This window comes from Rhodobacteraceae bacterium M382, from assembly GCA_025141015.1.
Taxonomy (GTDB): domain Bacteria; phylum Pseudomonadota; class Alphaproteobacteria; order Rhodobacterales; family Rhodobacteraceae; genus Aliisedimentitalea; species Aliisedimentitalea scapharcae.
Map to the genome: position 1 here is coordinate 97,512 of CP081101.1, position 15,497 is coordinate 113,008.

Below are 15,497 nucleotides of genomic sequence, written 5' to 3' on the forward strand. Positions count from 1 at the left end.
CCCCTGACTGCTAACCCCTAAAAGGACTGACATCATGCAAGATGCATCCCCGATCGCTTTGATCGGCCACTACATTAATGGCCAAATCACTGTTCCTTCCGGCCAAAACACTCAGCCGGTGTTCAACCCCGCAACCGGGGCGCAAACCGGTAAAGTATCGCTGGCCGATGTCCAAACCGTGGACGACGCAGTGGCCGCTGCCAAAGCAGCCTTTCCAAAATGGTCGAACACGCCGCCCATTCGCCGTGCTCGCCTGATGAACAATTTCCTGGCCCTGGTCCGCGAACACAAAGACGATCTGGCCCGCGCCATTACTGTCGAGCACGGCAAGGTCTTTACCGATGCGCAAGGTGAAGTCGAGCGTGGCATTGATATCATCGAGTTTGCCTGCGGCATCCCGCAACTCCTCAAGGGCGACTACACGGAACAAGTGTCCACTGGCATGGACAATTGGACCACGCGTCAAGCGTTGGGCGTTGTTGCCGGGATCACTCCCTTTAACTTCCCGGTCATGGTGCCGATGTGGATGTTCCCGATCGCTATCGCCGCAGGAAATACCTTTATCCTGAAACCGTCGCCGACCGACCCGTCCGCATCGTTGTTCTATGCGGACCTGATGAAAAAGGCCGGGTTCCCCGATGGCGTATTCAACGTTGTTCAGGGTGACAAGGTTTCCGTGGATGCGCTGTTGGAAAACGATGACGTCAAGGCGGTGTCCTTTGTCGGTTCGACCCCGATTGCCAACTATATTTACGAAGTAGGTGCGCGGCACGGCAAGCGGGTTCAGGCCCTTGGCGGTGCGAAAAACCATATGCTGGTGATGCCGGACGCTGACATGAACAAAACGGCAGACGCGCTGATCGGCGCAGCCTTTGGTTCTGCTGGTGAACGCTGCATGGCGATTTCGGTTGCCCTTCTGGTTGGCGACGCCGCTGACAGGCTGATGCCGGTTCTCAAAGAGCGTGCTGAAACGCTGAAGATCAAGAACGGCCTCGAACTGGACGCCGAGATGGGCCCGATTGTTACCGCTGCGGCGCGTGACCGGATCAAAGGCTACATCGACTCGGGTGTCGAAGACGGTGCCGACCTCCTGGTGGATGGCCGTGAATATACCGTCGAAGGACACGAAAGCGGCTACTTCCTGGGTGGTACCCTGTTCGACAATGTCACCCCGGACATGAAGATCTACAAGGAAGAGATTTTCGGCCCGGTTCTGTCCTGTGTCCGTGTCTCAAGCTTTGCCGAAGGTCTGCAACTGATCAACGACCACGAGTTCGGCAACGGCGTGTCGCTGTTCACCCGTGATGGCAACGCTGCGCGTGAATTCGGCAAGCAGGTTCAGGTCGGCATGGTCGGTGTCAATGTCCCGATCCCGGTTCCGATGGCCTGGCACGGTTTTGGCGGCTGGAAGAAGAGCCTGTTCGGCGACATGCACGCCTATGGCGAAGAAGGTGTTCGTTTCTACACCAAACAGAAATCCATCATGCAGCGCTGGCCTGAAAGCATCTCGGATGGTGCCGAATTCGTCATGCCAACAGCAAAATGATCATCCGATCCAAGGAGTGAAGAACATGTTCATTGGTGTTCCCAAGGAAATCAAAAACCACGAATATCGAGTCGGCCTGACCCCTGAGAGCGTCGCCGAGCTTGTGTCGAACGGTCACGCTGTTGTTGTCGAAACCAATGCCGGGAGCGGCATCGGTGCCGATGATGACGCCTATCGTGCGGCCGGTGCCGAGATCGCGGCCACTGCTGCCGAGATATTTGCAAATGCAGAGATGATCGTGAAGGTCAAAGAACCTCAGGCCGTTGAGCGTGCCATGCTGCGCGAAGGTCAGATCCTTTACACCTACCTGCATCTGGCACCCGACCCCGAACAGACCAGGGATCTGGTGAACTCGGGCGCGGTTTGCATCGCCTATGAAACCGTGACGGATGACAATGGCGGGCTGCCGTTGCTGAAACCGATGAGCCAGGTTGCGGGTCGGATGTCGATCCAGGCTGGGGCCAGCGCATTGGAAAAGGCCAAGGGCGGATTGGGTGTGTTGCTGGGCGGTGTTCCCGGTGTGAAACCTGGCAAGGTTGTGGTCATCGGTGGCGGTGTCGTCGGGTTCAACGCGGCACAAATGGCGGTTGGCCTGCACGCTGATGTGACCATTCTGGACCGCAACCCTGCGGCTTTGGAAAAGCTGGAAAACCATTTCGAAGCATCGGCCAAGGTCGTCTACTCGACCAAAGCTGCACTTGAAGAAGAAGTCACCAATGCAGATTTGGTAGTCGGCGCTGTACTGATCCCGGGTTCTGCTGCACCCAAGCTGGTCACACGTGAGCTGATCTCGAAGATGAAGCCGGGCGCGGTTGTCGTCGATGTTGCGATCGATCAGGGCGGATGCTTTGAAACGTCCAAGGCAACCACCCATGCCGAACCGACCTATGTGGTTGACGACGTGGTTCACTATTGTGTTGCCAACATGCCGGGCGCGGTTGCGCGCACGTCTCCCTATGCCCTGAATAACGTCACGCTCCCGCACGCTCTGGCCATTGCCAACAATGGCTGGAAGCAGGCGCTTGCAGACAATCGTCACCTGATGAACGGCCTGAACGTGGCCCACGGCAAGGTGACCTACAAGGCTGTGGCCGATGATCTCGGATACGAGTTCGTCGCCCCGGAACTTTGCTGACATCAGCAAATCAACGCCCGCTCCGGCATACCGCCGGGCGGGCGTTACTCGTCAACCAGGAGGAGATATTCGATGAGTTTCAAAAAGATTGCAGCAGGCATGGCAGCTGGCGCACTGAGCGTTTTGATGTCGACGGCCGCTTTTGCGGAAGACAAGACTCTGCGTTTCGCGGGCGTGTTCCCGATTGATCACCAGGGCACAAAAATGATGGAGCAGGTCGCCGCTGATGTCGCCGCTGCGAATGTTGGTTTGAAGATTGACGTCTTCCCGGCCAACCAGCTTGGTTCGGGCGAAGCGCTGTTCGAAGACGTTGCGAGGGGCAACATCGATCTGGCGGCGGCATTCATCTATGCCGACACCGACCCGCGCCTTGAGTTCCTGTCGATGCCGTTCCTTGTGGGTGGTTGGGACGACATGAACAATATCATGCTCAACATGGATTCCGAATATAACACCATCCTGCAAGAGATCACCGACGAATATGGCGTCCGTGTGATGGCGCAGAACCCCGAGGGTTTCATCGGGATTGTAGCTTCGCAGGAGCCCGACAACTGGAATAGCTTTGACGACAAGGGCATGAATATTCGTGTCTGGTCGTCCAGCGTCGTAAAGTCGATGGTGGAAGAGCTGGGTTACCGGGCAACAACCATGGCCTGGGGCGATATCTTCCCGGCGCTGCAGTCAGGTATTGTAGACGGCGCGATTTGCTGCACCAAGACAGCAACTTACTCCATCTTTGCTCAATCTGACGTTGGGACCCACTTTGTCGAATACAATTCGATCTCAGAGCTCACGACGTTCTACGCATCTCAGCGGACGCTGGACAAGCTTAATGACGAACAGCGTGCAGCGTTGCAGGCAGCCATGTCCAAAGCTTCGGATGATTTCTTCAACTACAACCGCGAAAATGATGCGGTTTTCGGCCAAAAGCTGCTCGACAAGGGGTATACCATCCTGTCGCTGAATGCCGAAGAGCAGGCTGCGATGGCGGCTCATATTCAGGCCACCATATGGCCACAGATGGCCAAGAGTGTTGGTCAGGACATCATCGACCGCCTGTTGGCAGCCAAAGGTCAATAAAATGTATCAACAGGGGCCGGCAACACTGTCGGCCCCTGTTTCTTGTGAAAGGGGCGACATGGGGAGGGAGAGATATGTCAAGTTCAGACAGTGAACACACATTAGTCATTGAAAGCGGAGGGCAAGACGGCCCGAAGAAAGTCACTGATGAATTGCCGATTGTTATTGGTTACCCGATGAAGGGGATCGCATTTGCCATGCGGCAGATCGTGACATTCACCGGGTTCTTGATGGCACTCACGTTTGGGGCGGTTGTTGTAATCAGATACGGTTTTGGTGGTGATCTATTTGCCTATGAGGAATGGCTTCTGGGTCTCAGCATCATTGGCTTTTTTGCGGGTGCTGTTCTGGCGTCTGCCCGCAATTTGCATATCAACGCGGACATTCTGGGCATCGTGATTCAAAACCCGCGACTGATCTGGTGGCGCGGTTTCGTCGTTTTGGCCGTTGAATTGATCGTGATCTTGTTTCTGATGTACGCCTGCTACATCTCCTTGCTTGATGATTTCTCTTTTCCGCGGCTGCGTGCAACGCCGGTTCTGCGAATTCCATTTGTCACCTGGAGGATCGGGATCATGATTGCCTTCGGATTTATGGCAATGTTCACCGCAGCCTACCTGTACGTGCACATCCGCAAGGGCCTTGGCCTACCTCTCAAATCAGATATCGCTCAGGAGGCCGCACAATGATCATCGGCGGAAGTCTTTTTATTGTATGCGTCATGCTTCTGCTTGGCGTAAGTGTTTATGTCGCCTTTGGGGCGGTTTTGATCTTCATCGCGGCTGTTGGGGATCAATCCATAACAGGTTATTTGCCAACCGGTTCCACAGGCATTCGTTCTTTGGTGCTTTTGGCAATTCCACTCTTCATGATCGCCGGCGGCATCATGGAAAAAGGAAAGATTGCCGCGCCTCTTGTTTCGCTGGCTGAAATGTTCATTGGCCACGTCAAGGGTGGTCTGAGTGCTGCTGGAGTGTTGGCCTGTGGTGTGTTCGGTTCCATTTCCGGTAGTGCGAATGCGACGCTGACCTGCATTGGCGGCATAATGATGCCTCACCTGAAAAAGGCCAATTATCCGGGCGGACAATCGGCAGCCCTGATTGTTGCGGCAAGCCCTTTGGGTCTTCTGATCCCGCCCAGTTCGTCGCACATCCTGTATGGCTGGGTCGCACAACAGCACGTGCTGAAATGCTTTCTGTCCACGGTCATTCCCGGGATCATTCTGATCACATTGTTGATCGTGACCAATCAGTTCATGCTGCGTAAGTATGACAATATCGACCTTACAGAGCGTCCCAAGCCGTTTCTTCCGACGTTTGGTCGTCAGGCGCGCCTGGCAGGGCCAGCTCTGATGATGCCGCTCATCATTCTGGGCGGCATCTATGGTGGCATCATGACCCCGACCGAAGCAGCCGGTATTGCGGTGGTGTATTCCATTCCGATCGCGATTTACTTCTATCGTGGCCTGACCTGGAAAACTCTGGCGCAAACCGTTCAAAATTCTGGTGTGACAATCGGCGTGGTCATGGTCATGATCTTCATGGTTCTGATCGTGTCCGACAACTTGATCTCCCAAGGTGCACCGCAGTTGGCCAAAGACATGGTCTACTCTGTATCGGACAACCCGATCGTGATCCTTCTGATGATCAACGTCGTAATGATCCTGATTGGTATGTTGATGGATGATATTTCGGGACTGCTTCTGGCAACTCCGATCTTGCTGCCAATTGCCCAGAGCACTGGCATGGATCCGATCCATTTTGCAGCTGTGATTGGCGTAAACTTGGGCATGGCAAACATCACGCCTCCGACAGCGCCTCTGCTCTATCTGGGTGCCCAGGTTTGTGATGAACCCGTCTCGAGTATGCTTTGGCCTACGTTGATCTTTATCTTTTTTGCCTGGCTGCCGACACTGATGCTGACAACCTTCATACCAGAACTTGCGCTCTTTTTGCCTGATCTTCTATTGGGCAAATAGGTCGAATGACTCAAATCAAAACACGCGCCCCGAGCCCAAAATTGGGGCGCTTCAATCTTTTGCCCGACCTCCAGCAAGAACCCAGATGGCGCATCATCCGGTCCAAATGCAGGAACAGGAGTAACCCGATACGAAAGGTCAAACATGTATAACAACGTTCTCGTAGCGCTATCCTTGGAACATGGCATCAGCGAGGTTGCACTGGCCGCTGCCCGCAACCTTGTTTCCAACGGGGGTAAAATTACCGCAGCTCACATACACGAACCGCCAAACAAACAGAGCATGTACTATATGGAGCAAGGAGTAACGGAAAAATCGTACCAAAAGGCAAAGGCGGGCCTGACTGATCGGCTGAGAACTGAGACCGATGTTTCTTCGATCATTATCGAAAGCCAGTCAGCTGGTAGAGCGCTCACGGAATATGCGAACAAAAACAACATCGATTGTATTGTTTTGGCGTCGCATAAACCCGGAATGAAGGAGTTCTTTCTGGGCTCGACCGCCGCGCTTGTCGTGCGCCATGCGCATTGTACCGTGCATGTGCTCAGGCTGTAATCGCGCAGGTTGTCAGTCGTCAACCGGCCCCTGGTCGTCACCAGAACCCGGATCTCAAACCCTGGCGGGGATCACCTTGTGACCCTGCCGATCTTGCACTAACATTCAAACTGGACCACTCAGGTGGGGCTGATCAGGCGGATTTGCCAACATCTTGCGTACAGGCGTTATTTCTAACGGTTTGACCCGTCGTTTACGGGTTCAGTTGTTGCAACCGAACGCGGAAATCAATTCTCCGATGCAGCGATCAAAGCTTTGTCCGCGATTGGGCTTTCGATGTTCTGGAATCCAGACGTCAATCAGGTTAAAATGGCAGCGCAGCGCAGAAGGCGGGCTTTGCAAACTCGGGCTCACCTGGCGCGTGGATGGTTTTGGACGGCCCTTTGCTGACTTTGATCGCACTCTTCGTGAATGTCTGCATAGATCAACGTTGACGATACTACTTCAAAAAGGTGGGCCCGGATTCCTTGGCCTTCTGAAGATGTTGTTGCATCACCTTTGCCGCGTTTTCCCGATCATCAGCGTCAAGATGATCCAAAATCTCGATATGCTCCAAGCAGGACTCCTTGAGACGCCCTGCATCGATCAAAGACTGATGCTCCATCAAACGACGAAGTCGGTTCTGATGTGCAACGGCTTGGTACGCAAACCGATTGTTAGCGCATTGTGCGAGGAACTCGTGAAACTCTTCATCCAGCCTGATGATCTCAGCGAGGTTGGTTTTCCGCCGCCGGCTGAGTACCTGTTCGTGACGTTTGCGCAGGCTGGATGCTTTGACAGGGTCAAATTTGAACTCTGATGCCAGAATGGAGGCAGGTTCGATAATCAGGCGAAAATCATAACTCTCATCATGGGCTGAAGCCGAATTCAACGTGGGCTCAAACTGCCAGCCATAACCGGGCATACGCGATACAATCCCGTCGTCGGCCAATGATACCAGCACGCGCGAGGCCGTCATTTTGCCAAGGTTGTACCGGTTCCTGATCTCCCCTTCGGAGACGGCGTTGGGCAATTCGCCGTTGAACCAATCCATGGCAATCTGTTCTTTGATCTTCTCGTCGTCTTCCTTTGGAAGTTCTGCGATGATTTTCAGGGCGGAATTGGCGTTTACAGTAACAAAAAAGCCTTTGTTTGCCTGTTTCTCCAATGCGCCAAACTCCTCCAAAAGGGTCAGAGTTGCGCGGATGGGGGTCCTGGAAACGGCAAATCGTTCCGAAAGCTCGACTTCGCGGAGGTGATCACCAGACTTGATTTCGCCATCAGCCACCAACTGCAACAGCTTTCGGGCAAGGCGCACCTGCAGGTCGCTCTTGGAGCTTACTTTGGTCATCCTACCTCCTAATTGTATTTACCATCCCCCTTAACACAACCACTTTGATTGGATACAGGCCTAACGTTACGGATATTCAAATGGGGTTTTGTCATCAAATCGCCGCAGCACATTTTCCGTCATTTTGGAAATTTCATTGTCATACCCGTTCCACGCCATGGACCCGGCCCAGGCAATTGATCCGGTCGAAAAGACCGCGCCCCCGCCGATGGTTTCGAAGAAGGTCAGGTCCGCACGAATGATATCGGCCTGGGTACCGCTCCAATCCGGCGTAGGATCTAGCAAATCTTCGGGTGTCATCAGATAGATGTCGGTGTGGCGGGTCGACGAGGCCAATACCAGAGCATGGTCCGGCGTGCCCTGTGTTGGATCGGCGCGATCCACCTCGAGCCCAGCTGCGCCACCTCCGGCAAGACCGAAGTCACCAATTTTTTGCCCCTCAACGCCATCAAAAATGAACCCAACACGCGGGTTCGCCGCCTCTGGGCTGACGACATAAGGTTCCGAGATGTCAAATCCTTGTGACGTCATGCCAACGCCACACAGATGGTTGGGCGGATGCCCATTGCGGCGCCACAGGCCGCCGTATTCCCCTGTAAAACCATGGTAAAATTGACCATGACCGGGCTCCCAGGGACGGATGCCCGCCTCGGACCGGCGACACTCCATGATGCCGGGCATGTCTTCGTTAAAGCTGACCACCCAATAAAACCCATTGCCACCCAGATACATCAGACGCCCGCCGCGATCGGTGAACCCCTGCATCGCCTCAACCATGTTGCCGGTATAATACTCTGGGTGGGTGCCCGTCAGGATGACGTTATACCGCTGCAACAGACGCAAGCCGTCGGCGTGCATGTCTTCGTCAGTGATGACGTCATAGTCCTGATCAATCGCATCCAGCCAGCCCAGAATGTGGGTGTCTGCATTGAACTGCCAGATATTGGAGCCGTACCCTCCGAGGAAGGATTTCACCTTGGGCTGCAGGTCCACGATGGGCCTGAGACGAGATGAGTGGAACACACCCGTTTCATCGTCATGGGTTTCATAGACTGAAAATCCGATGCCGGGGTTATCCTGAAGAAACATATGGTGACGATCCAGTTCAACCGCGCGCCCCATACCAATTTCGGTGCCCGGCACATCCATGCCGAGGCGGTGGTTGGCATAGGCCATGTAACTGCAGGTCGGGAACAAAAAGGCTACGGTATTGCCAGAGGCCCGGTTTCGGGGCGGGCGGACAGCAAAAACGCAATAATACGCGGCATCCTCATCCCCGTCGGGCACCAGCCGTACCGAATAGACGCCGCTTTTCAGGTCATCGGGAATGGTCAGGGAAAAATCCACCTCCCACCCTGCATCATACATATCGGTCGAATGAAAATGGATCGCCGAATACAGGTCAGGGCGCAGTTTCCAATCCAGCTCCTGTCCCTTCCACAACCAGCCGGTCATGGCGCGCGTTGGCGCGTTATGGATCTGGCCGTGAAGTTGATAGGGCGACACGTCGCAAATTGTTTGCGTGGTCATCTTGCACGAAAAATCCCAGGCCCCCAAAAGCGACCGCTGTCGGCGCAGCTGCGCGAAATCCGCCAATAGATTGCGCAAATTGTTGGGGTCCAAAGCCGTGTCAAAAAACGCGGGGCGGTCAATCTTTCCATCCAGAAAGCCAGCCAGCTCACCATCGCTGTCGCGGGTCGCCGCGATGACGCACTGGGTCAGCTCGCCAGGCGGAAGGTCGGCCTTTACAGTCACGGTTTCTGGAAGCGGTGGCTCGCTTGAGGCATCCAGATCCTTGACGACGGACAGAGACAAATTCTGTGTCGCGGCGCAATAACTCAGGGACACAATGTGCCAATGGTCAACAGATAACCGCGTGGAGGTGACAAGGGCATGGTCACCCGCCAAACCCGTCAATCGGTCGTGTTCATCAATGCCAATTTCGGCAAAACCGGGAAGCGAGACAACACATCGGTTGCGACCATCCAGCAGGGTTGGTTTGACGACGGCCGCCAGCGTGAAATCACGGATGCGGGGCAGGGCTTCCAGCCCAGGAACAATGACACAGGATCCCGGGCGAAAAGGTTTTGCCACGGCGGTGCGGTCGCTGCCCAGATCCAGATCTATCAGCCTGTCCTTGTACCCCGGACCGTCGGGGTTGGTATCGCCCTGGATGATCTGGCGAAAGTCGGCGCGGTAACGGTTTGCACCAAACGAGCTGACCATGACGTCGATGGTTTCGCCCGGTTCAACGGTCAGCTTGTTTGTGTATCCGACGATCGGCAGCATCTTTTCATCTTCCCCTATGAGGTTTGCGACAGCAGGGTTTCGACATCCTGTCCTGTCAGATCTTTCCAACGGCGTTTGAAAATGTCGCGCTCTGCCTCTAGCAGATCGGTGTAGATGACGTTTTCAACCATCTCGACCTTGGCACCGCGTTTCTTGGCCAAACGGCCCAAACGCCATTTCGCATACCGTTCTTCGACGACCAGTATATATTTGAACTCCCAGTCCGCACCGCGCATTCGATTCAGAACACGTTGCAGTCCGGGGCTGTGATATCCAATCGGCTGCGCCAGAAACTCTCTGGCAAAGGGTATATCCGTTTCTGTGATCTGATAGCGGGCCATTGCTGTCTCCGATAAAGGACCGGGGCGACCGAGCGCCCCGGCAAGTTCAGGGGAGTTTAGTTGGTTTTGATGCGATCCCAAGAGCGGGTGTAAAGTTTGAGTGCGCGACCCAGATCATCAAAAATCTGCAGCTTTGCGCGCACGTCAGCCGGTGGATTTACAGCGGCGTGACCTTTCAGCTCTTCTGGCAGCAATTCAATCGCAGGTGTGTTGACCGACCCATTGGTCAAACGTTCTGTATTCATCGCGGAAATTTCGGGCCGCATCATGAACTGCAAGAACAGCTTGGCGTTGTCCGGGTTGGGGGCCGATGCCAGCAGGCAGATGTCTTCTTGATACATCGTTGCGCCTTCTTCGGGGATGACAAAGCCCAACAGGTCAGGGTTCTGGTTCACGTTCAGCACTGCGCCCACATAATAATGCGACGCTGCCATATCGCCGGATGTCACCAGCGGGATCACGTCATAGCGGAACGCACCGATATTTGGCTTTTGCTCCAGAATGAACGCCTCGGCCGCCGCGATTTCGGCCTTGTCCTGCGAATTTACCGAATTGCCGTTCATGATCAGGCCAACGCCAATGGTTTCGCGCAGATCATCCAGCATGGTCACACGGCCCGGGTTTGCCGCCGCATAGTCAAAGAACTGCTGCCACGAGGTCAGCTCGGGGATCAGTTCCTTGTTATAGAAGATGCCAACCGCACCCCAGGCATAGGGCAGGCAGTATTCGGCATTGGGGTCTTCCTTGGACCGGATGGATCCGGGATCAATGTTCTCAAACCCCGGCATCTGGTTGACGCCAGCGGGTTGCAGCAACCCGAGTTTTTGCATGACGTCATGCATGTGTACCGACGGCCAGACCAGATCATACCCCGTTGCGCCTGCTTGTAGGCGTGCCAGCAGTTCTTCGTTGGTGGAATAAGTGTCGAGCGTGACGTCGACGTCGTATTCGGCGCTGAACTTTTCGATGACCTCGGGGTTGATGTATTCCCCCCAATTGTAGAGCGCGAGATTGCCATCAGCCGATGCCATCGGCGCCGCCAGCATCAGGGCCGTTGCGGCTGTTGCCAGTTTGGATGTTGATACGCGTTTCATGAAATTCCTCCCAGATTTTGGATTACGTATGCGTTCAGGATTTGCGGCTGCGCAGCCAAAGACCGACCGCAGCAACAACGAAGGTGAATAGAAGAAGCAGAACCGCCAGCGCGTTGATCTGTGGGCGCAGGCCCCGGCGCATCATTGCAAGAATGAACAGCGGCAGGGTTTGCGAGCCGACACCGGCGATGAAATAGGTGATCACCACATCATCCAGCGAGATGATGAAGGCCAACAGGAACCCGCCGACAACACCCGGCATGATCTGTGGCAACGTCACCCGGCGAAAGGTCGTGATGGGTCCGGCACCAAGATCTGCCGAGGCTTGCTCAAGGCTGGTGTCCATTCCGGCCAGGCGGGCGCTGACAACCACAAACACATAGCTCGACAAAAATGTCGTGTGACCAATGATGACGGTCAGAAGGCTCAGGTGGAAACCCGCACCGACAAAGAAGATGAGCAAGGCGATGCCCAGAACGATATCTGGCACGATCATCGGCAGAACCAGCAGCGCCTGGTAAAAGCGTTTGCCGACAAAGTTGTAGCGCGCCAGGGCGATGGCCGTAGCGGTGCCAATGACGGTTGAAACCGTGCTGGCAGACAGGGCCACGATGACGCTGTGCTTCACCACTTCAAAAATGCGTTCGGGCGATTCAGTGAATGCGGCATCGAATGAGGATTGCGAACTCGCACCGCCAAAAATCGTCAGATACCAGTCAAAGGTGAATTCGGTCCAGACCGCCATGTTGATGGAATTGGCGTTGAAGGAATAGACAAAGATCAGACCCAGCGGCAGATAGAGAAAGCCAAGGAACAGAAATCCGTAGCCCTTGAAAAAGAGCGACCAGATTTTGCTATCGAGAATTTTGTCAAACATCAGGAAACTCCTCGGGCTTCGGCTTTGGCCTGTCGGCTCAGCTGGAAGACAATCAGCACCACGACCGATGCCATGATCAGCAGGGCAAGCGCCGCACCGAACGGCCAGTCACGCGATTGCAGAAACGACCGTTCGATCAGGTTGCCGGTCATCTGGACCTTGGATCCCCCAAGGAAGGACGGCACGATAAAGTTACCGAGCGCCGGGATGAACACGATGACCGAGCCACCAATGATGCCGGGGGCCGTCAGGGGCAGAATGACCCGGCGAAAGGTCTGTAATGCGTTGGCCCCAAGATCCTGAGACGCCCGCACCAGCGAATAATCGAGCTTTTCGACATTCGCGTAGATCGGCAGAAACATGAACGGCGTCAGGATATAGACCATGCCAATGATCACCGAGAAGTTGGTGAACAACAGATCCAGAGGCTCGATGATCAGCCCTGCGGACTGCAACACGGTGTTGAAGAATCCGGTGGGGCGCAGCAGCAAGAGCCAGGCGTAGATGCGCACCAGCAGGTTGGCGAAAAACGGCAGGGTGATCAGGAACAGGGCAAAGTTCTTTTTTGCGCCCTGCATGCGGCTGACCCAGAATGCCGCCGGGTAACACAACACAAATGTTCCGATCACCGTCATGATGGCGATCTGGAGAGAGTTGAGGAAGATCTTCAGATAGATCGGTTCGAACTCTTCAAAGTCGTTCAGCGGCCAACCAATGATCCGACCGTAATTGTAGGGATACCAGTTCCATTCGACCCCACCGTAAAGGCCAGGTTCGAGAAAGCTGTAGACCATCATGATGCCCAGAGGGATCAGAAAGAACACCAGCAGCATGATCGAAAAAGGGGCCAGCAGCAGGATCAGAGACCGTCGCTTGCGCTTCAGGATCGTGTCAGAGCTCGTCATATCAGCCTCCTGTCGCTTTGATCAGGTGCGCTGCGCTTGGAGAATAGTAGAGTTTGACGTCGGTTCCGGCTTCGATCCGTTCGCCATCATCGCCGCGGTTGTGGCGATGATGCACGATGGCCGTGCGGCCTTTGCCAACGTTGACATGCAGATGCAGATCAGACCCGACAAACACGCTGGCTTCGACCGTGCCTTCGATACAGCTGTCTGGAATTCCATTGCCACCGGGCGTCAATTTCAGGTGTTCGGGGCGCAAGATCAGCTCGACCTGGTCGCCTCTGTCGAACTGATCCGACTTTGCCATCACCTGCCGCTGATTGGCGGTCTGAACCGTCAAAAGCTGGCCATCCTTGGCCACGACTTTCCCTGAAAATATGTTGCTGGTTCCAACGAAATTGGCCACAAATTCATTTGCGGGTTCATCATAAATTTCGGTCGGGGCTGCCAGTTGCTGAACCTTGCCATGCGCGACCACTGCGATCCGGTCCGACATGGCCAGGGCTTCTTCCTGATCATGGGTCACAAAGACGAATGTGATCCCGACAGAATGTTGCAGGTTCTTCAGTTCGATCTGCATATTCTCGCGCATCTTGCGATCCAGCGCCGACAGGGGCTCATCCAGCAACAGAACACGAGGCTTCAGCACCAAGGACCGCGCCAGTGCGACACGCTGCTGCTGACCACCCGAAAGTTGTTTTGGCTCACGGCTGCCAAACCCACCTAGGCCGACAAGCTCTAGTGCTTCTTCGACACGGTGGTTTCGTTCCTTTTTGGCGACCCCTGCAACATCCAGACCGTAGCCGACGTTGTTGGCAATGCTCAGGTGGGGGAACAAGGCATAGTTCTGAAACACCGTATTAAAGGGGCGACGGTGAGCAGGCACGCCTTTCAGGCTTTGCTCCTCAAGGGTGATCTCACCCGCATCGATATCTTCGAACCCGGCGATACATTTCAGCAGTGTAGTCTTGCCGCACCCGGACGGGCCAAGGAGAGTCAGAAACTCGTTGTTGCGTACATTCAGAGACACATCGTCCAAAGCATGTATCAAACCACCTTCCGGCGTTTTGTAGGCTTTGTGTGCCGATGCGATCTTCAAGAAACTCATAGCTTGATTTCTCCCTTCGAGCCCACCAGTCTTGTTTTTATAGTGGCGCAAAATACAGTGTATTTGTAGTATGCTTAAATACATTGTGTCAACACGCAATCTCGCCACCGACACCGCGGTGGCCTGCCTTTCAAGCGAGGAAGAAAGATGAGAAAAATGCGCGGTCGGGAATTGGGTCTTAAATTTGAGGGACTTACCGGGGAATTCAACGCCATCACCGACGTGCCCGGCGTTCTTGTTGGGCAAACGACTTTGGCTGATACAGCACGCCCGACACCAGGCGACGAACCTCGGCAAGTCAGAACCGGGGTCACGGCCATCTTGCCCTTTGGGCACGATTCTTCTGCCAAAATCGCACATGCGGGCATGTTTGCGCTGAATGGCAACGGGGAAATGACCGGTACGCATTGGATCAAGGATGCGGGGTATTTTCTGGGGCCAATCTGTGTGACCAATACCCACAGCGTCGGCATCACCCATCACGCGGCGACAAAATGGATGATTTCGCAATACCAAGAGGCGTTTGAGCAGAATCACCTCTGGGCGATGCCCGTGATCGCCGAGACGTATGACGGCGTTCTCAATGACATAAACGGACAACACGTGACCGAACAGCATGTGTTTGAGGCGTTGAATACCGCAGCCCCAGGTTCGGTTGCCGAAGGCAATTCGGGCGGTGGGACCGGCATGATCTGCTATGACTTCAAAGGTGGCACAGGGACGTCATCACGCCGCGTGACCATCGATGCACAGACCTATTCGATTGGCGTTCTGGTGCAGGCCAATCATGGCCAACGGGATTGGCTGACGATCCTGGGCGAACGGGTAGGGGAGGCCATGCGCGATGATGTGCTTTTGGAAAAGGAAAACGGGTCGATCATTGTGATTATCGCCACAGATGCGCCGTTGCGGCCCGATCAGCTGCGGCGCATTGCGAAACGTGGTGCGATTGGCATCAGCAAAACCGGATCGCCGGGTGGAAACAACTCGGGTGACATATTTCTTGCCTTTAGCACCGGCAATGCGCGCATCCTGCCACAAGTCGACAGCGCTCATCAAACCATGCGCCATCTGAACGATGAACATCTGGACGAGGTGTATAACGCGGTGGTTCAGGCCACAGACGAAAGCATCATCAACGCGATGCTGGCGGCCGAGGATACGCCCACGGTCAAACCCAAGGGGCTGACCTGCAAGGCCATTGATCACGACGCGCTGGTGGCATTGCTGCGCAAAGCTGGGAAATGCCGGTAAAGGCATTT

Annotated in this window: 14 protein-coding genes; 7 read left to right on the forward strand and 7 right to left on the reverse strand. The window is 54.9% G+C overall.

Annotated elements, in window-relative coordinates; genetic code table 11:
- Positions 1–34: 34 nt before the first annotated feature.
- The 6 genes from K3727_22890 to K3727_22915 all read left to right on the forward strand — a co-directional run bounded on the left by K3727_22890 (position 35) and on the right by K3727_22915 (position 6,294).
- Positions 35–1,546, forward strand: a complete 1,512-nt coding sequence (locus K3727_22890; protein UWQ93901.1) for a CoA-acylating methylmalonate-semialdehyde dehydrogenase — start codon at positions 35–37, stop codon at positions 1,544–1,546.
- Positions 1,547–1,571: 25 nt separating this feature from the next.
- Positions 1,572–2,681, forward strand: a complete 1,110-nt coding sequence (gene ald, locus K3727_22895) for an alanine dehydrogenase (GenBank protein UWQ93902.1) — start codon at positions 1,572–1,574, stop codon at positions 2,679–2,681.
- 72 nt (positions 2,682–2,753) lie between these two features.
- Positions 2,754–3,761 carry a TRAP transporter substrate-binding protein DctP gene (gene dctP / locus K3727_22900; GenBank protein ID UWQ93903.1) on the forward strand — a complete coding sequence of 336 codons (1,008 nt, stop codon included), beginning with the start codon at positions 2,754–2,756 and terminating at the stop codon, positions 3,759–3,761.
- Between the two features lie 74 nt (positions 3,762–3,835).
- Entirely contained in the window at positions 3,836–4,450 is a 615-nt protein-coding gene (locus K3727_22905) for a TRAP transporter small permease (protein ID UWQ93904.1), read from the forward strand.
- On the forward strand, positions 4,447–5,739 hold the full coding sequence (locus K3727_22910; GenBank protein ID UWQ93905.1) for a TRAP transporter large permease: 1,293 nt from the start codon (positions 4,447–4,449) through the stop codon (positions 5,737–5,739). The genes K3727_22905 and K3727_22910 overlap by 4 nt, the downstream gene beginning before the upstream one ends.
- Positions 5,740–5,883: 144 nt before the next feature.
- A complete protein-coding gene (locus tag K3727_22915) occupies positions 5,884–6,294 on the forward strand; it encodes a universal stress protein (protein UWQ93906.1) in 411 nt (136 codons plus the stop codon).
- A 439-nt stretch (positions 6,295–6,733) separates the two neighbouring features.
- On the opposite strand, the gene K3727_22920 is transcribed toward K3727_22915, so the two are convergent.
- The 7 genes from K3727_22920 to K3727_22950 form a co-directional block, all read right to left on the reverse strand.
- On the reverse strand, positions 6,734–7,624 hold the full coding sequence (locus tag K3727_22920) for a GntR family transcriptional regulator (protein ID UWQ93907.1): 891 nt from the start codon (positions 7,622–7,624) through the stop codon (positions 6,734–6,736).
- 66 nt (positions 7,625–7,690) lie between these two features.
- Positions 7,691–9,913, reverse strand: a complete 2,223-nt coding sequence (locus K3727_22925; protein ID UWQ93908.1) for a N,N-dimethylformamidase — start codon at positions 9,911–9,913, stop codon at positions 7,691–7,693.
- A gap of 14 nt (positions 9,914–9,927) precedes the next feature.
- Positions 9,928–10,254: a hypothetical protein gene (locus K3727_22930; GenBank protein ID UWQ93909.1), complete on the reverse strand. Its 327-nt coding sequence runs from the start codon at positions 10,252–10,254 to the stop codon at positions 9,928–9,930.
- Between the two features lie 56 nt (positions 10,255–10,310).
- The gene (locus tag K3727_22935) at positions 10,311–11,348 is read right to left on the reverse strand and encodes a spermidine/putrescine ABC transporter substrate-binding protein (GenBank protein UWQ93910.1); all 1,038 of its coding nucleotides are present in this window, start codon (positions 11,346–11,348) and stop codon (positions 10,311–10,313) included.
- A gap of 34 nt (positions 11,349–11,382) precedes the next feature.
- Positions 11,383–12,225 (reverse strand): ABC transporter permease, encoded by an 843-nt coding sequence (locus tag K3727_22940; protein ID UWQ93911.1) that lies wholly within the window; start codon positions 12,223–12,225, stop codon positions 11,383–11,385.
- Positions 12,225–13,130 carry an ABC transporter permease gene (locus K3727_22945; GenBank protein UWQ93912.1) on the reverse strand — a complete coding sequence of 302 codons (906 nt, stop codon included), beginning with the start codon at positions 13,128–13,130 and terminating at the stop codon, positions 12,225–12,227. The genes K3727_22940 and K3727_22945 overlap by 1 nt, the downstream gene beginning before the upstream one ends.
- 1 nt (position 13,131) lies before the next feature.
- Complete coding sequence (locus K3727_22950; GenBank protein UWQ93913.1) at positions 13,132–14,235, reverse strand: ABC transporter ATP-binding protein; 1,104 nt, start codon at positions 14,233–14,235, stop codon at positions 13,132–13,134.
- A 147-nt stretch (positions 14,236–14,382) separates the two neighbouring features.
- Here K3727_22950 and K3727_22955 point away from each other — a divergent pair, with 147 nt between their 5' ends.
- Complete coding sequence (locus K3727_22955; protein UWQ93914.1) at positions 14,383–15,489, forward strand: P1 family peptidase; 1,107 nt, start codon at positions 14,383–14,385, stop codon at positions 15,487–15,489.
- Positions 15,490–15,497 lie beyond the last annotated feature (8 nt).